General features: G+C 26.6%; 1 protein-coding gene. It reads left to right on the top strand.

Features of this window, described 5'->3' with window-relative positions; all coding sequences use genetic code 11:
• Positions 1-228: 228 nt before the first annotated feature.
• A complete protein-coding gene (locus BMUR_RS00770) occupies positions 229-23,208 on the top strand; it encodes a SpiroCoCo family coiled-coil protein (protein WP_013112688.1) in 22,980 nt (7,659 codons plus the stop codon).
• The last annotated feature ends 100 nt before the right edge of the window (positions 23,209-23,308 follow it).

Genomic DNA, 23,308 nt, shown 5'->3' with positions numbered 1-23,308 from the left:
TACTGAGAAATAAAACAGTGTAAATATTTATTGATTTGTATTTTAATGATAAGTATCATATTATACATTGCAATAATATAATAGAATGCAATTGCAATTTATTAAAAAAATTTATTTTTTTATAAGAATTTTACTATACGTAGAAATTAAAACATGCAAATACTATTGACATATACATTAACATAATATAGAATTATGTTAATATACTATACTTACGGAGTTTTTCTTATGAACCCTGTTCTTCAATTAATACTAACTTTTGTTGTACCTCTATTATTTATCGGTATTTATAGCGTAATCAATAGGAAAAAAAATTATAGCGATAATAATTTTAGCGATATATTTGCTGAAGAGAAAGCTGCTTTAGAAGGTATTGTAGAAGAGAAAATTTCTGAGGTTAGAGATAATGCTATAGATTTGGAAATAGCAGTTAAAAAGGCTGGTTTTATAAGTAAATCTATGGAAGAGGATATAGCTAAACTAAATAAAAGAATAGAATCATATAAAGACTATAAAGCAGCAGTGTCTCAGTATCAGGAACAGGTTGACTCTCTTGAAGAGGCTTATTTGGAGATACTTAATAAAGTAGATACTGTATTAAAAGAACGTAATACTATAGAAAAAACGTATAAAAGAATATCTGATGTTAAGGCTAAAATGTCAGAATTAGAAAAAAATGTCGGATCTATACAGGATAAATTAATAGAATCTTATAATTCTAAATTAAATGAGTTTGAAAGTGAACTCTATAAGAGATTTGATGCTCTTACTACTAATTTATTAGCTAGAGATGCACATTATAGTACTATGGCGGAACAGGAAAAAGAAAAAATATCTGCTCTTGCAGAGGAATTCAAACTTCATGTTGCTAAAAAAGAAGAATTGTTTACAAATCAGCTTACTCAGCTTGCTGAAAGAACAGCTCGTCATAATATAGAACAGCTTGCAGAATTATTTGAAAAAGGAAGAGATGAACTTATAAATAAATATTCATCATTTGCTGATGAAATTGATGTTAAATCTAAAGATATAGAAAATCGTTATGAAACTTTAAGTCAGTCTAAAGACGGACTTGAAACAGAATTAAATAATTTAAGAGATACTATACATGACAGATTAAACTCTATAACAGAATCCAGTGTATTAGAGTTCCAAGATGAAATGGAAAAAACTAAAGAGATGCTCTACTCTACCCTAAAAGAAGGTCTTGAAAAAATAAGTATGGACAGAGAAGAGTTTTTGGATTCAATAGAACAAAAGGCACACTCTTTGGAAAAATCTATAGATGATATAAAAGATAAAGCTGATTATATAAGCAAAGATTATGCTGAGAAAGCTCATCAGTTAGAAAGTGAGTTTTCAGTATTAAAAGATGATATAAATAACAGATTTATAGCAGAAGTAGAGAATTTCTCCAATCATATAAAAAATGTTCTTGAAAATGAAGATGACGGCGTTATAACTCTTTATAGAAACAAAACTAAAGAACTTAATGATTTAATCATATCTATAGATGGTATGAGCGAAGAAACTATGCTTAGAGCTGAAAGCAGATTTGAGGATATTATTAATGATATAGATAAATTAAAAGATGATATTCTAACAAGAGCTCAAGATGATATGGAATATTCTATAGATAATGCCAGAAGTTCTTTAATAGCGGAAATTAATGAGCTTAGAAATGATGTTGAAACAGAAACTAACATATTAAAAGATAAAATAGATGAAACTCATTATCAAACTTCTGAAATAATATCTATACTTAATAATAAACAGGAAGAAATACTTGACTCTTTAAGTCTTCAGAAAGAGTATTTATATAAAGATTTAGAAACTCAGGCTAATGACAGAGTAAATGAAATAGAAAAATTATTTGCTACTGTTAAAAATGAGTTGGAAGAAAATATTAATACATACATAAAAAATACATCTTCTGATTTAACTGCAATAGACGAAAAATTATCAGGTTTAAAAGAGCAGTATGATAAAGCCTCTTCTGATATAGATACTTTAAGTAAAGAAACAGAATCTAATATAAAAGATAATATAGAAAAACGTTTGGAAATATTAGAAAAAACTTCAGTAGAAATTAACGGTTTGGTAAGCAGAGCCAATGAAAAATTGGATATAGGAATGAAAGATGCTGAAGACAGAATAGAAGGTATTAAAAAAGAAATATCTGACTACAGCGATGCATATATAGATAGTTTGAAATCTCATTTAAAAACTGTTTTAGATGATTATGAGCAAACTAAAATGAAAGCTATAACTGACAGTATAGATTCTGTTATAAGTCAGGTTGATGAAAGCGAAAAAAGACATGATGCTTTAATGAGCAGTATAGAAAATTCTTTAGATGATTTTAGAAATAAAGTAGACACTGCTATAGATGAAAATATAAAATTCAATGAAGAAACTAAAAAAGAAGTAGCTGATATGCTTCATGATGAACTTCGTCAGGCTACAGATTCATTTGATACTCTTTTAAATGAAAAAAGAGAGAGTATGAATAAAATAAAAGATGAAATTGAAGACATCTTGCATAGAGTTGAAAATGGAAGAGATGCTTTTGAACGTACAATAAATAAAGTGTATGAAAATGCTGAAGATAAAGAAAAAGAATTAATGTCTGATATAGAAGATAAATATAATTCTTTGGATAAAAAAATTGATGGTGTATTAGATGAAAGAAGAGCTGATTTGAATGCTATAAGTGCTGAATATCATGCTATGCTTGAGAAGTATTCTAATAATCTAAAAGATGATTATGAAGAATTAAAGCACCATGCTTCTTTAATGACAGATGAATATAAAATGCGTATAGAAAATCTAGGCGAGAGAATTAGTGAAATAATTGATAATGCTAATAATATGCAGTCTGTTGTTGATGCTAAAACAGGAGAAATGAATTCTTATATAGCAGATAAAAAAGATGAAATTGCTAAAAGAACAGAGACTATATTTACAAATATAGAATATGATACTTCTAAAAAATTAGATGAACTTAAATTATTAATAGATAATGCTATAGCTAAATATCAGGATGAAATAAAAGAAATAGAAACTTACAGACTTGAAGAAAATAAAAGCATTATAGAGGATGTAGAAAATATAGGTGCTGGCATAAGAAAAGATTATGAACAGTATACTAATATGCTTGAAGAACTCTGCAATAAAGAAAAAACTTCTTTAAATGAGTATGTGAATACTTTGAAAGATGAAATAGAAAAAGCAAGAGAAGAATCTGAAGCTAAACATCTTACTAATGAAGCTAATTATATAGATGATTATTTGAATAAAGCATCTTCAAAAATAGATGATGAGGTTAATCGCCTAAATGAAGAGCTTAATGATTCATTCAATACTTTATACAGCGGTTTTTCTAAAATATTAGCTAAAATAAGAAAAGCTAATCATAAGAAAGCATTGCAGTCTATTGCTAAAATTAAAAAGCATGCTGAAAAAGTTATATCTAATACAGCAGCTGAAGTTAGAGATAGTCTTGGTCTAACATTAGAAGATTTGAGAAATGAGTTTATATCATTAAAAGATAATGTTGATGATAGATTAAGAGAACAGGCAGATAAATTAATTTCTAATAATGAAAATGTACTTGCTATATTAGACGATCATGAAATCAGACTAGAAAAAATGAATGATATCTCTAATATCATAGAAACTATAAAAGAAACATTGTCTGAACAGATAGATGAGATAAAGTCTAATATTTCAGATAGTAATGAAGATGTTAATAACAGAATGGAAGAAATTAAATCTTCTATAATAGATAGAGCGGAATTGATAAACCTACATGACAGCGAAAGAGAACTTCTTAAAAATCAGATAGAAGATATAAAAGAAGAGTTTGAACTATTTAAAGATAATATAGTAAGAACAAATGAAGTAGAGATACCTGCCCTATTTGATGAAGAAAAAGAAAGAATAGAAAGAATGTTTGATGAGTTTAGTAAGAACCTACTTATGAGACTTACTGATAATGAAAGTGATATACATTATATAAAAGATGTATTATCTGAAGAGAGAAGTCATTTAATATCTCAAATAGAACTTTTAAGAAAAGATGTTGATGATATAAAAGATGATAATACTGTAACTGTTTTATCTGAAGAAAAGGCTGTTCTTGAAAACTCTTTAACTGCTTTAAGAGATGATTTTGATAAAATAATGGATTTGGAAAAAGATTTTGTTTCTCTTAAAAACAGAATGGAAGGAATTGACAGCGGATTAAAAGATGATGTTAAAGATTTATCTGATAAATTAAAAAGTTTCAGAGATAATTTAGAGGAAAAGATAGAAAAAGATTCAAATGGTCTATATAAAGATATAGAAAATCTTAATAAAAATTTTGAAACTGTTAAAAATAATATATCCAGCTTGTTGGATAGAAATGAAGTTGAGTTATTAATCAATAATGAAAAAGAAAGATTAAACTCTATATTTGAAAGTTTAGCTTCTAATAATGAAGACTTTAAAGACAGATTAGAAAAACGTATATCTTATTTTGAGGACGTATGGTCTGATAATACTAGAATAAAAAGTATATATGCTTCAGATATAAGAGAAGAAGTTGAAAACATAAGAAAAGAAGCTGATGTTAAGTATGACAATCATATAGCTCAATTAAAAGAAAAAATGAAACTAATTGAAGAGGATATATATGATTGGAAAAATGGTAATTTGAATACTTTACTTGCTCAGTTAGAAGATGCAAGAAAAGGAATAGAAAGCTTTATAGACACTTCAGAATCTAAGAAAAATCAATTCTTAATCGATATGCTAAGCAGTATAGAAAATAAAGAAAGTGAAATATATTCTCGTATAGATGAAAAAATATTAAATGCTGAAAATAAACTTTCTGATATAGATGAAAAATTAAATAATGCTATAGGAAATAGCTTGGAAAGTATTCATAATAGAATAAATGAATCTGTTGCAAAATATGATGAAGAAATAAAAAGAATAGAACATCATAGAGCAAATGAGGCTGAAGATTTAATATCTGATATGGAAGATTTGGGCAACAGTATACGTGAAGATTATGAAGAATATTCTATAATGATAGATAAAATTTATGAAGATGCTGTGGCAGAATTAGAAACTCATCTTGATAATATTAAAAAAGAAATAGAAAGAGCAAGAGCAGAATCCGAAGAGAAACATTTAGCTAATGAAAAAAACTATATAGATGATTATTTACTAGATTATTCTGAAAAAATAGAAGCTCATGTTAATGATAAATTGAGTATATTAACTGAAAGTAAAGCTCAGTTAGATGATATGATAAAAGATTCATTCAGCACTCTTAATGCTAATTTGAATGATACTATATCTAAATTTAATGAAGAAGCAAACACTCAAATATACTCTGTTGTTGAAAGATTAGAGAGAGAAGCAGCAGCAAGATTGTTCAGTGAGCAGAAATATATGTCAGACTTGGAAGAACAATTAAGAGCCATTAGTGCAAAAATAGACAATGAACTTTATAATATTTCTTCTAAATTAGACAGTGAAATATCTGATGTGAAAACAAAATATAAAGATTTGAGTACTGATTTTGATGAAGCCTTAGATATGATAAAAAGTTCTATTCTTGACAGAGATGAGCTTATGGAGCTTCATTCATCAGAAAAAGAACTTTTATCTGAACAGATGGAAACTTTGAGAACAGATTTCGATACTTTCAAAGATGAATTATTGAAGGCTAATGAAGAGGATATCCCTACCCTATTTAATGAGGAAAAAGAAAAGATAGAAAAGGCATTTGAAGATTTCACTACTGCAATACTTGATAGAATGGTAGATTCTGAAAATGATATTAATAATGTAAAAGATGCTATATCTGAAAATAAGGCTTCTTTCCTAGAAAAAGTTGAAAATATTAAAAGAGATATAGAATCAATAAGAGAAGATAATACTATAGCTCAGCTTGCTTTAGATAAACAGTCTTTGGAAGATTCTTTTAATGCTATAAAAAATGATTTCTCTAAATTGAACGATTTGGAAAGCAATTTTTATCATTTAAACGATAGATTTGAAGATTTCCAATTAAAAGTTGCTGCAGACAATGATAATTTATTTGAAAATATAGACAATATTAAAAGCAGTATAAAAGATTCTATAAGTAAATCTTCTGAACTTGATGATAAATTTACTTCAATAAAAGATAATGTATTTACTGTATTAGGTAAAAATGAAAATATAGAAAATATGTTTACTGAAGAAGTAAAAAAATTAGATGAATTATTTAATAACTTCAAAACTGATAATGCTGAGTTTAGAAGCAGATTAGAAAAACGTATTGATTATTTTGAGGATATATGGTCTGATAGCAACAGGATAAGAAGTTTGTATGCAGCTGATTTAAGAGATGAATTAGACAGCATAAAAGCAGAAACTGAAGTAAAACTAGAAAATTATCTTAATGATTTGAATAGTAGAATAGAAACTATTAATAATGATGCAGCTTCTTGGAGAGATGAATATATCAATGATTTCAAAGAAAAAATTGATGCTCTTGATAAAGATATATCAAGCTGGAAAGATGTACGCATTAATGAGCTTTTAGAACAGTTAGAAAAAGCTAAAGAAAATATTAATAGTTATTTAGAATCTTCTGAAGGTAAGAAAGAAGAATTATTATCTGATATACTTTCAAAAATAGAAGAAAAAGAAAACTCTCTTTATGGAAAAATAGACAGCAAGATAGAAGAGATAGAAAATAGATTGTCTGTAGTAGACAGCAAAGTATCAGATGATATAGCCAGAGGTTTAGAAGAAATACAATCTGTAGTAAATAATGCTGTAAATAAATATGATGAAGAGATAAAAAATATAGAACATCATAGATCTGAAGAAAGTTCTAAACTGTTAGAGGATATACAATCAGGTTACGATTATTATTCTAAACTGATAAATAATACTTATAAAGATTCTTTGTCTTCTTTATCAGAGTATACTAACAGAATAAAAGCAGAAATAGAAAAAGCTAGAAAAGAAACAGAAGCTAAACATCTTAATAATGAAAAAAATTATATAGATGAGTATTTAAAAGAATATTCATTAAAATTAGATAATCAGGTTAATGAAAAAATAAATGTATTAAATGATACTAAAAATCAATTAGATGATATGATAAGAGAATCATTTAATACTCTTAATAATAACTTGAATGAAGCTGTAATTAAGTTTAATGAAGAAGCTGATATAAAAATTAATGCTACTCTTGAAAGATTAGAGAGAGATGCTTCTGAAAAATTATTAGACTATAATAATTATGTTGCAGAGTTGGAAGATAGTTTAAGAGTTCTTAATTCTAAAATAGATAATGAGATATACAATGTATCTTCAAAACTAGATAGTGAAATATCTGATATAAAAAATAGATATAAAGAACTTAGCATAGATTTTGAAGAATCATTGGATATGATAAAAGGTTCTATTCTTGATAGAGATGAACTTATGGATTTGCATACATCTGAAAAAGAACTTTTATTAAGTAAAATAGATGAGATTAAAAATGATTTCAATACTTTTAAAGAAGAAGCTATTAATGCAGGAAAGGAAGATATACCTGCTCTATTTAATGAAGAAAAACAAAAAATAGAAAATGCTTTTGAACAATTTACTAATGCTTTATTATACAGAGTAAATAATTCTGAAAATGATATTAATTATCTTAAAGATGCATTGTCAGAGGATAAACTTTCATTATTAGAAAAGATAGATGATTTAAAGTCTGAAATAAGAACTTTAAAAGAAGAGGATAAAGTAAATAAATTGGCATTAGAAAAACAGGCATTAGAAGAGTCTTTTAATGTTATAAAAAATGATTTCTCTAAATTAGAAGATTTGGAAAATCACTTACATGAATTAAAAAATAACATGTATACTACAGACGTTAATTTGAAAGATGAAGTTGCCAATTTGTCAAGTAAATTTGCAGATATTGAAAATAAAATAAATGAAAATAATGACTATATAGACAGAAATATAAGCAATAATATATCAGCTTTAAATAAAGATATTGATATAATAAAAAATGCTGTAAATGAGTCTATAAATAAATCATCAGAACTAGAAAATAATATTCTAAAAGATAGAGAAGATTTAGAAAATAAAATTGATTCTCTAAAAGAAAGTTTAATAAATATATTAGGCGATAATGAAACAGTAGAAGGTTTATTTTCTAATGAAGTAAAAAGAATAGATGAATTATTTAATAACTTCAAAAAAGATAGTATAGATTTCAGAGACAGATTAGAGAAACGCATAACTTATTTTGAAGATACTTGGTCAGATAGTACTAAGATAAGAAGTTTATATGCGTCAGAAATGCGTAATGAACTTGAAGAAGTAAAAAATGCAGCAGAAAAAAGATTTGAAAACTATCTTAATGATTTAAGCTATAAGATAGAAAGTATAGATAAGGATATATCAAGCTGGAAAGATGTACGCATTAATGATTTGTTAGAAGAGTTAGAAACAGCTAGAGAAAATATAGAAGAATATTTAAATTCTACAGAAGGTAAAAAAGAAGAATTAATTTCTGATATACTTTCAAAAATAGAAGCGAAAGAGAACTCTATCTACGGAAAAATAGACAGCAAAATAGAAGAGATAGAAAATAGATTGTCTATTGTAGATACTAAAGTATCAGATGATATAGCCAGAGGATTAGAAGAAGTACAATCTATAGTAAATAATGCTGTAAACAAATATGATGAAGAGATAAAAAATATAGAACATCATAGAACAGAGGAAGGTTCTAAACTGTTAGAAGATATTAAATCAGGCTATGATTATTATTCTAAACTTATAAATAATACATATAAAGATTCTTTATCTTCATTATCAGAGTATACTAATAGAATAAAATCAGAGATAGAAAAAGCTAGAAAAGAAGCAGAAAATAAAGGCTCTAATGTTGACAAAAATTATATAGATGAATATTTAAAAGAGTATTCAGATAGATTAAATAATCAGATAAATGAAAAGATAGGCATATTAAATGATAGTAAAACTCAATTAGATGATATGATAAGAGATTCGTTTGAAGCTCTTAACACTAACTTGAATGAAGCTATTGCCAAACTTAACTCTGAAGCAGACAGTAAAATAGATAGTGTTATGTCTAAATTAGAATCAGAAGTTTCTGACAGACTATTCAATTATAAAGAATACATATCAGAATTAGACAGTCATTTACAGTCTATTAATTCTAAAATAGATAATGAGATATATAATGTATCTTCAAGACTAGATAAAGAAGTATCAGAATTAAAAGAAAAATACAAATCATTGAATATAGATTTTGAAGAAACATTGGATATGATAAAAGGCTCTATATTTAATGGAGATGATATTCCTGCCATATTTGAAGAGGAAAAAGAGAGAATAGAAAATGCCTTTGAAGAATTTACAAGCAATTTATTAGATAGGGTAAATACTTCAGAAAGTGATATAAATTATCTGAAAGATGTATTATCAGAAGATAAATTATCTTTATTAGAAAAAATAGACAGCTTGAAAGAAGAGATAGATAATTTAAGAGAAGATGATACTATAAGTCAGCTTAGTTTGGAAAAACAGGCATTGGAAGAGTCTTTCAATTCTATTAAGAATGATTTTTCAAAATTGGAAGATTTAGAAAACCATTTGTATGAATTAAAAAATAATATGGAAGATACTGATATAAGCCTAAAAGATGAAGTAAAAAGTTTATCCAGCCGTTTTGATAGCTTAGAGCAAAGAGTATCTGAAGATAAAGACTATATAGAAAAAGATATAATATCTAATTATGATAATTTAAGCAGTGATATAGAAAATATCAGAAATGAAATACAAAACTCTATAGATAAATCATTGGAATTAGAAAATAATATTCTAAAAGACAGAGAAGACTTAGAAAATAAATTAGATTCATTAAAAGAAAACCTAACTAACATATTAGGAAATAATAAAGATATAGAAGGCTTATTTGGAAGTGAAGCTAAAAAATTAGATAAATTATTTGAAGATTTCAAAAAAGACAGTATAGATTTCAGAGACAGATTAGAAAAACGCATAACTTATTTTGAAGATACTTGGTCAGACAGTACTAAAATAAGAAGTTTATATGCTTCTGAGATGCGTAATGAACTTGAAGAAGTTAAGAAAGAAACAGAACTTAAATTTGAAAATTATCTTAATGAGCTAAATAATAAAATAGATTCTATAAATAATGATATATCTGTTTGGAAAGAAGGTAATATCAATGAGCTATTACATCAGCTTGAAAATGCTAAGAGAGATATATCTGATTATTTAGATACTACAGAAGATAGTAAAAATAAACTTGTATCTGAAGTATTAGCAAAGATTGAAGAAAAAGAACAAAATATTTATGCCAGATTAGATGAGAAAATATCATCTATAGAAAGCAGATTATCTGAAACTGATTCAAAACTTCATGATGATATAGAAGTTAATTTAGAAAATCTTCATGCTATGCTAAATAATGCTGTAAGCAAATATGATGAAGAGATAAAAAATATAGAAAATTATAGAGCTTTGGAAGCTAATAAACTTCTAGAGGATTCTAAAAAACTTGTAGATGATATAAAAGCTAGTTATGATAATTATTTTAATTTGATAAATGAAACTTATAATAATTCTCTTAATTCTTTAACAGATTATTCTAATTTGGTAAAAGAAGAGATAGAGAAAGCAAGAGAAGAATCTGAATCAAAACATTTATCTAATGAAAAAAATTACATAGATGAATATTTGAAAAATTATTCTTCTAAATTAGATAATAAAGTATCGGAAAAGATCGATGTATTAAATAATGCTAAAGAAAAATTGGAAAATATGGTTAAAGATTCATTTGGAAATTTAGAGGCAGATATGCAGAATGCTATATCTAAATTTGAAAAAGAATCTAACAGTAAACTTTTGGAAGTTATCAAAAAGTTGGAAAACGATGCCAAAACAGTCATATTTGATAAAAATGAATACAGTGCTTATCTAACAGAACAGTTAGGCATTATTTACAAAAAAATAGAAAATGAAATATCTCAAATTAATCAGAAAATAGATGCTGATTTGGTAAATATGTCAGATAAGATTGAGGCTAATAGTAAAAATGTTTCTGAAGCATTAGATAAAGTAACAGAATCTATCCTTGATAGAGATGAGCTTATAGAACTTCAGGCTTCAGAAAAAGAGCTTTTATCTTCAAGAATTGATGATATTAAAAATGATTTTGATAGTTTCAAAGAGGAAGTATTAAAATCAGCTAAAGAAGTAATACCTTCATTATTTGAAGAAGAAAAACAAAAAGTAGAAAATGCTTTTGAAGAATTTACTACTACTCTTTTAGATAGAGTAAATACTTCAGAAAGTGATATTAATTATATTAAAGATTTGCTTTATGAAGATAAAACTTTAATTTTAGAACAAATAGAAAATTTAAAAGATGAACTATATGCTTTAAGAGATGATGATACTATAAGTAGATTGTCTTTAGAAAAGGCAGCATTAGAGGAATCATTTAATGCTATTAAAAATGACTTTACTAAATTAGAAGAGTTAGAGTCTAATTTGTATCAATTAAAAGATAATATGTCAGATGTTGATATAAATTTAAGAGATGAAGTTAAAGATTTATCTTCTAAATTAGAAGAACTTGATTACAGAATCAGAGAAGATGTTTCTAAAGATTTGGAAGATTATTCCAATGATTTGAGCAATCTTAATACTAATGTAGATACTTTAAATAGTTATATAGAAGCTATAAGAGAAAATATACAGGATTCTTTAAATAAATCAGAGGAATTAGAAAATGCTATTTCTAAAGACAGAGAAGAATTAGAAAATAAATTATCTCTTATAAAAGAGAATTTGCTTTCTATGTCTGGAAAAAATGAAGGAATAGAATCATTATTTAATGAAGAAGTAAAAAAATTAGATGAGCTATTCAATAAAGTTAATAATGATAATACTGAGTTCAGAAATAGACTTGAGAAACGTATAGAATATTTTGAAGATTCTTGGGCTGACAGTGCTAGAATAAGAAGTTTATTTGCTTCAGATATAAGAAGTGAAATAGAAAATGTAAAATCTGATACAGAATTAAAATTTGAGAACTCTATTAATGAGCTAAAAGAAAAAATGGATTCTATGGAAAGTGATATATCTTCTTGGAAAGATAATAATATTAATAAATTATTATCACAGTTGGAAGAGGCTAAGAATAGCATATCAAGCTACATAGAAAATTCAGATTCAAAAGCAGAAGAATTACTTTCAGATATATTGTCAAAAATAGAAATCAAAGAGAAGAGTATCTATGCTAAATTAGATGAAAAAATATCTTCTATAGAGAACAGATTATCAGAAGCAGATTTGAGATTGAGTGATGATATAGGTGTTAATTTAGAAAATCTCCATACTATGTTAAATAATGCTGTAAGTAAATATGATGAAGAGATAAAAAATATAGAGAGTTTAAGAGATGAAGAAAACAGCAAACTTTTAGAAGATATAAAGAACGGTTATGAACATTATTCAAAGTTAATAGAAGAAGTTTATACTAATTCACTTAATTCTTTGAAGGATTATTCATCTCTAGTAAAAGAAGAGATAGAGAAAGCAAGAGAAGAATCAGAGGAAAAACATTTATCTAATGAGAAAAATTATATAGATGAGTATTTGAGAGAATATTCATTAAAGTTAGATAATCAGGTATCAGAAAAGATGTTAATACTTGATGAGACTAAAGAAGAATTAGATAATATGGTAAGAGAATCTTTCAATAATTTGGAAAACAGCTTTAATGATGCTGTAACAAGATTTGAATATGAAACTAATGAAAAAGTTTTAGAAGCTATTGATAAGTTAGAGAAAGAAACAGAATCTGTATTATTTAATAAATATATGTCTGCTTTAGATGATGAAATAAAATCTGTTACAGATAGATTGGAAGAAGAAACTAATGCTATCAGATATAAGTACGATGCTTTAAGTAATGATTTTGATGATGCTGTAGAGATAATTAAAAACTCTATATTAGAAAAAGATAATGTATTAACGCTGCATAATAAAGAGAAAAATGATTTAATCGAAAGTTTAGAATCTTTGAGAAAAGATTTTGAAACTTTCAAAGAAGCATCTTTAAGATTTAATACAGAAGAAGTACCAGCTATATTTGAAGATAAGAAGAAAGAAATCGAACATGTATTTGAAGAGTTTACTAGTGCTGTTATAGAAAGAGTAGATTCGTCAGATGATGAAGTGAACAGATTAAAAGATATTATTTCATCAGATAAGTTAGATTTACTAGAGAAGTTGGATAATTTAGAAGCAGAACTAGATGCCGTTAGAAAAGATAATACTATAGAACAGTTATCTTTAGAGAAGAAGGCATTAGAAGAATCCTTTAATGCTATAAAAAATGATTTTGCTAAATTAGAGAAATTAGAAAGTAATTTATATCAATTAAAGGAGAATATGTCAGATACTGATGTGTTCTTAAAAGATGAAGTAAAAGCTTTATCAGATAAACTTTCTGATTTTGAGAGCCGAATAAAAGATGATATTATAAGAGATTTAGATGAATATTCTCTAGAATTGGATACTTTAACTTCACAAGTAAATAAATTGGATTCAAGTATAGATGATGTTAGAGGAAGAATAGAAGATAATATTCTTAAGTCATCAGAATTAGAAAATATTATCGCTGCTGAAAAAGAAGAATTAGACAGTAAATTATCTTCTATAAAAGAGGAATTATCTTCAGCTTCTGGAAAAGATGAAGTTAATGAGTTTGTATCATATTTATTTGATAAAGAGAAAGAAAAATTAACAGATTTATTTAATCAGATAAAAGATGATAATAAAGAATTCAGATACAGACTTGAAAAACGTATAGATTTCTTTGAAGATACTTGGTCAGACAGCAGTAAGTTAAAAAGTATTTTCTCTACTGACATAAGAGAACAGTTGGATAATATCAGAAATGATAACGAGATTAAATTTGAAAATTCTATAAATTATTTAAAAAGTAAAATCGAATCTATAGATAATGATATATCTCTCTGGAAAGAAGGTCAGATTGATGAATTAGTTAGACAATTAGATGAGGCTAGAGAAAGCATATCTAATTATTTAAATGATTCTGAAGTAAAAGGCGAAGAGATAGTAAGTAATCTATTGTCAAAAATAGATGAGAAAGAAAAATACATCTATGAAAATATAGAAGGTAAAGTAAATGATATAGAGAACAGATTATCTATTATGGATAACAAATTAAATGATGACATAAGTGGTAATTTGGAAAAACTTTATAATATGGTAAATGAGGCTGTTGAAAAATATGATGAAGAGATAAAGAATATAGAACATTACAGACTAGATGAGAATAATAAACTTTTAGATGATATAGATAATGTGGGTAAAGAGATAAAATCTTCTTATGAAAATTATTCTAAACTTATAAATGAAGTTTATGATAATTCATTAGACTCATTAAAAGAGTATTCTAACTCTATTAAAGAAGAAATAGATAATGCTTTATCAGAAATAAAAGATAAACATCTATCTAATGAAAGAGAATATATTGATAATTATTTGAAAGAGTATTCTTCAAAATTGGAAGATCAAATATCAGATAAGATGAATGTATTGAATGAGGCTAAAGAAGAGCTTAACAATATATTAAAATCTTCTTTTAATGATTTGGAAACTAGATTTAATGAATCTATGAGTAAGTTTGAAGAAACTTCAAATGAAAAACTATCTCAAACTATAGAAGGAATAGAGAAAAAAGCAGATGAAGTTATTTACGGTGAAAACTATATTCATAAAATTGAAGATAAGGTAAAAGACTTCTATGGAAGAATAGACACTAAGCTGCTTAATGTTGAAGATAAATATGATGCTTTAGAGAGAAAAATATATGACTTGGAAAATAATCAAAGTTATATAAGCATATTTGAAGATAGAATAAGGGACTTGCATGAAAAGATAGATGCAAGAATATCTTCTGTTAATGAAAGATATGATAATTTGAGAAAATACTTTGATGACAAATTAATTAATCTTGAGACTATAGTATTAAATAATGATCAGATTCAAAAGTTAAGAGATGATTTTATTGCTTTCAAAGATGATATATTAAGATCTAATAGAGAAGATATACCTTCTATGTTTGATAAAGAGAGAGAAAAATTTGAAGAATCATTTAATCAGTTTACAAATGAAATATTAGAAAAATTTAACAGTTCTAATAATAATACTGAAGAGTTCAAAAATACTATATTAGAAAATATAGAAACATTAAGATATGAATTAGATGAACTTAAAAATAATGATGCTGTAGAAGTTTTAGAAGAAGAAAAAGCGAGATTGGAAGATACATTTAATTCTTTAAGAGAAGAGTTTGAAAGACTCTATGATTTAGAAAGCGAAGTTTATACATTAAAAAGCAATTTAGATGGTGTTGATTCTAATTTAAGAAGCGATGTTGATAAATTGTTTGAAGAGTTATCAGATTTCAAATACAGCTTGGAAGAAAAACTAGATACGCTTGAAGATAATACAGTTTCAAGAGATTTGTTTGATGATGACAGAGAAAAATTATATTCTTTATATGATGAATTAGAATCTGGAAATAAAGAGTTCAAAGATTTAATGGATAAGAGAGTTTCTTATTTTGAAGATACTTGGTCAAATCCTAATAAAGTTTTGAAACTTTATGAAAATGCTATAAGACCTGAGGTAGATGATTTTAAATCTGAAATTATTTCTAATATTCAAAATCAGGTAAATGAAATAGAAAGCAATATATCCGTTTGGAAAGATGATAATTTATCAGTTCTTTTAGAGCAGCTAAAAGAAGCTAAAGAAAATATTGACAGCTTTATAGAAAGTTCTAAAGATAAGAAAAATGGAATCATTGCTAAAATGATAGCATCTATTAAAGATGAGATATTAGGAAAAGAGAGTGAAATAAATAATCGTTTAGAAGAAAAATTATCTTCTGTAAACAGCAGACTTTCTGAATTAGAAAATAAATTAACTTCTGATGTTAATAGATTTAATAATATGATAGAAGATGCTGTTAATAAATACGAAGATGAATTAAAACATATAGAATCTTACAGATTAGATGAAACTCAGTCTATAATGAGAAATTTGGAAGATGTAGGCAGAAATATTGTTTCTAACTATGAAGATTACTCAAAAATGCTTGAATCTGCTTATGAAAGCAATAGAAATGCTTTGGATGAATATTCTAATAGTTTAAAAATAGAAATAGAAAAAGCCAGAGTTGATACTAATAAAGCATATATAGATGATTATTTGAATGAGTATTCTTCTAAAATAGAAAACGATATAAGAGAAAGATTAGAAGAGCTTGAGAAAAACAAATATAATTTGGATATTATGATAAATGATTCATTTAATAATTTGAATCAAAGCATAAACAATGCAGTATCTAAAATGGCAGAAGATTCTGAAGCAAAATTAAGAGATGTAGTTGATAGCTTGGAAGTACAAATTAATGATATACTTGCAAATAAAGAAGAGGAGATAGTAAGCAGAATAACTTCTTATGAAACTGAACTTAGAGATAAACAGGAATCTTCATTTGAAAATATTAAAAATGAATTATCCGATTTATATAATGAGTTTAAAGATAAGATAGATTATAACGGCTTGATGGATATATCTGAAAAATTGGAAGCTATAGAAAATTCAGTAGCTGAAGTTAACGGTCAGTTAGAGACTCAGGCTAGATTTGTCTCAGATAGAATGGATTTAGAGAAAGAAGAGCTTTATAATTCAATATCTAAGTTATCAGAAGAATTTGAAGACTTAAAATCTAATATAGATGAAAGATTCAAAGCTCAGGTTAATGACTTTATATCAAATAATGAACATATATTGTCATTATTTGGTAAATATAGCCAAAAAATTTCTTCTGTAACTGATATACTAGAAGATATAGAAAATGTTAAACTATCTCTTATAGATGAAATAAATAATGTAAAAGAAGAGATAGATAATAAATACTTTACTTTAAGTAAGGATTTTGATAAATCTATAGATGAAATAAAAGATGCTGTATTAGATAAAAATAATATGCTTCAGTATTCTATCAATGAGAAAGAGTTATTGATAAAGGAAGTAGAGGCTTTAAAGGCATCATTTGAATCATTAAAAGATGATATATTAACTGCAGCTGATGATAGAGTACCTACCCTACTCGACTCTGAGAAAGCAAGAATACAGTCTTCTATAGATGATGTGATGGAAACATTGACAGCTAGAATACATAATAATGAAGATAGTATTATTAATTTAGAATCTTCTTTGTCAGAATATAAATCAATGATATCAAATGCCATAGATGATTTTAAAAACGAAGTTATATCTATAAGAGATAATCATAATTACAATGATTTGATAGAAGAAAGAGACAGATTGGAAGAGTCTTTCAATACTCTTAAAGAGGACTTCTCAAAAATAGGAGATTTGGAAGATGATCTATCTGCAATAAAAGATAAGGTAAAAGGTGTTGATACCAGCATAAATGATGAGGTTGTAAGACTTTCTGAAGAATTGGAAGAATTAAAAAATAACATGGCTAATATGGAAATAATTAGTTCTGTTAATAATTCTGATGATGTTATAACTCATGAAGATATGAATATTATCTATGATAACTTTAAACAGCTAAGTGATAGTTTTGAAGAGCTTAAAGAAGATATCATTCCTCAATTGTCAAACTTTACTAAATTAGAAGATAGAATTTTAGAAAGTAAGGAAGAGATATTCAGAGAGTTTAATAATATGATGAACTCTTTGCCTAAAACTTACATCAATAAAGATGAGCTTAGCAGATTAGAAGGAAGATTAGATAACATTTTCAATAACTTTGATGAAAGTGTAGTATCTATAAAAGATGATTTATTACGCAATATAGAAAAAGATGCTAAAGAGTTTAAAAACAGGCTTGAAAAACGTGTAGAATATTTTGAAGATGTATGGTCTGATGAAAATAAAGTTGTTGAGCTTTACGGAGATACTATATCTACAAGTTTCGGAGTATTGAAACAGGAATTAGAATTATACTTTAATAATTCATTTATGGAAGTAAAAACTAAAATAGATTCTATAGAAAAAGATTTTAATTCTTGGAAAGATACTAGCTATGATTCTATTACAAACAGTTTAGAAAATGCTAAAGATAATGTATTGAACAATGACCATTATAGTGAAATAATGTCTATGATAGAAGAATTAAAAGGTAATATATCAGACAGGCAATTAGAACTTCAAGATAGAATAGATTCAAAATTGGAAGAAGGCATTTCTAATATAGAATCGCAGGTTAATACATTTGATGACAGAATAAAATATTTAGAAGATATTCAGGGATCTTTAAATGATGATATAGCTAAGTACAGAGAGCAATTAGATTCTATACTAAATGAGTATGAGGATAAAGTGAAATCTAAAGTTGTAAATCTTCATGACGCTTTGAAAACTGAAGGAAAACAGACTATAGATTACTTGGAAAATAATATTCTATCTATAAAAGAGGATATTAACAGTTCTAATAAAGGAGTGGATGTAAAAATTAAGGCATTAGAATCTTATATAAGCAAAGTAAATAATGAACTTAATACTAATACATTGAAACTTTCTAATGAATTGGCTAAAGAGAAAAAAGATTTAATAAATATTTTAGATGAGTTTAGAAAAGAAGTTTATGATAGAATAAGCAGCGAAGTGTCTCATAAAGACAATCAGCTTTTGAATGACTTTGAAGACTTTAAGAAAACAATAATAGATTCTGTACCTAATATGGATGAGCTTGCTGACTTGTTTGTATCTGAAAGAGTGGACAGAGCTAATGAATTTGAAGAGTTTAGAGCTGAGATTATTAATAATCAAATAGATAATAGAAATTTTGCTAAAATGTTTGAAGAAGAGAAAGCAAAATTGATAAATGAACTAGATCATTTCAAATCAGCTGTAAGAGTTGAATACTTATCAGCAGAAGAAAGATTTGAGGCTGTTAAAAAAGAGTATTTGGATAATTTGAATAATCTTTTAGATGTTGAAAGAGTTAATTTAGAATCTTCATTTGATGAGATAAGAAAAGAAATTAATAACTTAAAAGATAAATCTGTATCAAAAGAAGATATAGAAAAATTAATAGACAGCTATAAATCAAATATCACTGCTGATATAGAAAGTACAAAAGCTGAAGTTGCTAAAAATATGGAAGCTGGAAAGGTAGATACTTCTTATGTTGAAAAATTGATAGAAGATGAAAGAGTTAGAATAAACGATACTTTAGAGGCATTTAAGAAAAACATAGAGGATAACTACTCTACTGTAGAAGCAGTTGCTGAGGTTTTATCTAAGGAGCAGGAAGCTGTTGAGGCTAAATTACTAGAGATGAAAGAGGATATTCTTAGAGATATACCTAGTTTGGATAATGTAAGCCAAATATTTGTAGAAGAAAAAGAAAGTCTTAAAGATGAATTGAGAGATGAATTTGTATCTTTAAGAGATGAGATATTAGGTTCTGTTCCTACACATAATGACTTGGCCAATATGGCACAGCAGTATGGGGCTAGAATTAAAGATGACTTTGAAATATTAGAGCAAGATTTCTCTGAAAGTATTAAAAGATACAAAGAAAGTATTGCTAAAGAGATGACAGAGTTCAGAAATGAGTTTAATGACAGAATAGCTAATATTAAAGATTTAGCTGAAGCATTGCAGGCTGAAAGAGACAGATTAATGTCTGAAATAGATGAGATAAGAATCAAATATGAAAGCGGTGCTATTTATTCAGGTGATGCCTTGAGCTCTATTGAAGGCGACAGAGACAGACTTGTTAATGAGTTTATAAACTTTAGAAAATCTATAGTTGAACTTATAAAAGAGCAAGATGAAACTATGAGCAGATTTAATCAGGAGAAAATAGATATTATTGATAGTATAGAGGCTTTGAAAAATCAAATATCATTTGATACTCTAAACAGAGATGATGTTGTTTCTATGATTGAAGATGAGAGAAGACAAGTAATAGATATGTTTGAAAGCATACAAAATGATTCTATAGGTACAGATTTGAGATATCTTACTGATTCATTCAGAGATGATATTATCAAAGTATTTGAAGAATCAAATGAAGAGTTTAGAAAACGTATTGAAGCTAGAATAGTTCATTTTGAAGATGCTTATGCTTCACCAGATAGAATAAAAGAATTCTATAAAGATGCTATAGTTGCTGAGGTTAATAATTTGAGAGGAGAGGCTGTAGATATACTTGTAGATATTAATGATAAGGTTGAAAGTGCTAAAGAGCAAATAGATGAATTAGAAAATAATAAAGTAAAAGATATTATAAATAAAATAGACGAAGCTGAAAATGATATTAACTCTTTAATTGGAACTATAAAAGCTAATATTAAAGAGCAGGAAAATGAACTTAGAATGCTAAGTCAGTCTCAAAAACATATATCTCAGGAAGTTGAAACTGTACGCAGAGAAAGAGAAGCTCTAATGGATATGGTTAAAAACTCTGATATAAATATACGCAATAAGATTGACAGTTTGTCATCTGCTGTAATGGAGGCTGCTAATGTTGCTGCTGCCAAAATAGCAGAAAAAGAAGCAGCATTCAGTACTAAAGTTAAAGATGCTGAAGATTATATTAAGTCTTTAGAAAATAAACTTACAACAGAAAATGTAAATAAAGCTAAAGAATCTATTAATAATTTAGTAGCCTCATTTAATGATGCTGTTGTAAAAGAAACTAATGAACTTGCACCTAATATAACTAAAGCTGTACAGAACTTTATTAATAATGAGATGAAAAAGTTTGAGAAATTTTCTGATGTTAAAAGTGCTATAGAAGGCATTGAAAATGATATTAACAATAAAATTACAGCTGCCTTCAATAATATGAACAAAGAGCTTGAAAGTAATATTACAAGCTTTAAAAAGAAAATAGACACTTATCAGGAAGAGTTTATCGGTGAGTTAAAAATGTCAGTAGGTACTGAAGGCGAAAAGGCTATTGATGAACTTAAATCTATGCATAATAGTGAAGTTTCTAAATTAAAAGAAATGTACTTGTCTACTGAGAAGTTCTATACTGAAAGACAGGATAAAAATCAGGAAGATTATTCAAAACTTCTTTTAGAAACTTATAAAGAATATAATGAAAAAATAGAAGCATTATATGCTGAATTAGATGACACTAAATCTAATATAACTTCTTCTGTAGAAGATGTTGTTGCAGATTTGAAACAGGCTTTAAATATAAAAGATGATTTTGTGATTTCAATAGAAGATAATAAAGAAAAACTTAAAGCAGTAGAAGAGCAGATGGATAATTTGCAAAATGAGTTTGCACCTTCTTTAGAAAAATTGAAATCTCTTATAGAGGAAAAAGCCTTAGAGCTTCAGGATAAAATTAATGCATACTCTGAAGATATAGAGGAACAAGGTGAGAAGTTTAATGCCAGATTGGAAGAGCTTTCAAATAATGCTAAAACTACTGTAGAAACTAAAGTTGGAGAGGTTGATTCTATAATAGAAAATGTTAAAGGTAGAATGGAGGCTTTACTCGAAGAGAAAAGTTCTGAATTTGATGCTTTAAAAGCTCATTATGAAAGTCTAAGTGAATCTTTAACTGCTTTACAGGATTCTATATCCGAAGCTGTTAATGAGAGAATAGCAGATGCCAATAACATTATAGAAGAAAATGTTAATGCTATAGAAGAAACTACTAATGAAAAATATGAAAAATATATAGCAAGACTTAATTCTAATTTGGAACAGACATTATCGCTTTTGATGAATGATGCTAAAGAGTATGTTCAAAATGCTAAAGAAGAAATAATCAAAGCTCATACAGATAATTTAGATGAGTATGATGCGAGAATTACAAATATGAAAAATATTGTTACTGCTTTGGAAGAGGATATAACTAAGTATTCTTCAGAAATAGATGCTAGATTAGAAAGTATTAATTTGAGTTATGATGAGAAAACAAATGTTATACTTAAAGATTTTGAAGATAAAACAGAAGATTTAAAATCAAAATTGAATGATGCTGCTTCATCTATAGATAAAATGCTTGATTCAAAAACTAATGATATATCTTTAGAGTATGATGCTATGAAATCTAAAATAGATGCTATAGGAGCAGATATTCAAAAGTATATGAATACTGTAAAAGTATTTGATAATGCTAAAGAAATGGCAGAGTCTATAAGAGGTGATGTCGCTAAATTAAATGATTTGGTAAAAGATACTAAAGCTGCAACTGCAGAAATGGCAAAAACTATGTCTGAGTTTGAAAACTTGAAGAAAATGCATCATGATATATTAGACTATGCTTCTAGTATTAAAAAAGAAAAAGACAGCTTGAAAGATACTCAGGAAAAAGTCAATATGCTTATGGATATGTCTGGAGAGATTCAGGAAAGATTTGTCAATATAGCAGAAAACAATGCTATGATAGAACATACAGAAGAAGGCATACAGCTTGTCATAGATATAGCTTCTCAGATAGAAAATAAACTTTCATTTATCAGAGATAAAGAAGAGTATGCTGATGATGTATTACAGCAAATAAGAAAGGCTGAGATAGAAACAGAGGTTATACTTGAGAGAGTTGATAGTATAAAAGCTGCTATGGTTGATGTTGAAGATACTAGAAAGAACTTTATGGATAAGATTTACTCTTTAGAGAGAGATTTTGCTAAAATAGATAAAAATGATAAAAAAGTTCAAATCTTTATAACAAAATTGGAAGAGCTTGATGTTATAATTGATGAGATACAAAATCAAAGAGAGAATCTTGTACGTATGAAAAATCAGTATGATGACTATGATAAAACGATAGTTAAAAATCTTGAAAGAGCTGAATATTTTGTAAGGTATTTAGAAACTTTACTTGATAATGCTGATAAATATATGTCAGATAAAGGCAGTAAAACTTCTGCTAAAAAAGATAAAAATAGTAAGGTAGACAGCAAAAAAGAAGAGTTTATAATAAAAATGTATAAGCAAGGCTGGAAACCAGATGAGATAGTAAAAAATACTTCATATTCAAGAGATGAGGTTGAAAGAACTATAAAGGCTTGGAAAGATAAACAGTCAAGAATGTAATTAAATAAGTTTATTGTTTCTCCTTGTTGTAAAAATAGAGTCTATAGTTAGAACTTATAGGCTCTATTTTTTTACATATATAGTTAATGTGTAAAATGAT

The sequence above is a fragment of the Brachyspira murdochii DSM 12563 genome (assembly GCF_000092845.1).
Classification (GTDB): Bacteria; Spirochaetota; Brachyspiria; order Brachyspirales; family Brachyspiraceae; genus Brachyspira; species Brachyspira murdochii.
Note: the sequence above shows the minus strand (reverse complement) of the source record. Positions and strands in the feature narration are given on the sequence as shown.

Excerpts from the sequence above, each read along its gene's own strand:
- BMUR_RS00770 (WP_013112688.1), top strand. The coding sequence starts at position 229 with ATGAACCCTGTTCTTCAATTAATACTAACTTTTGTTGTACCTCTATTA.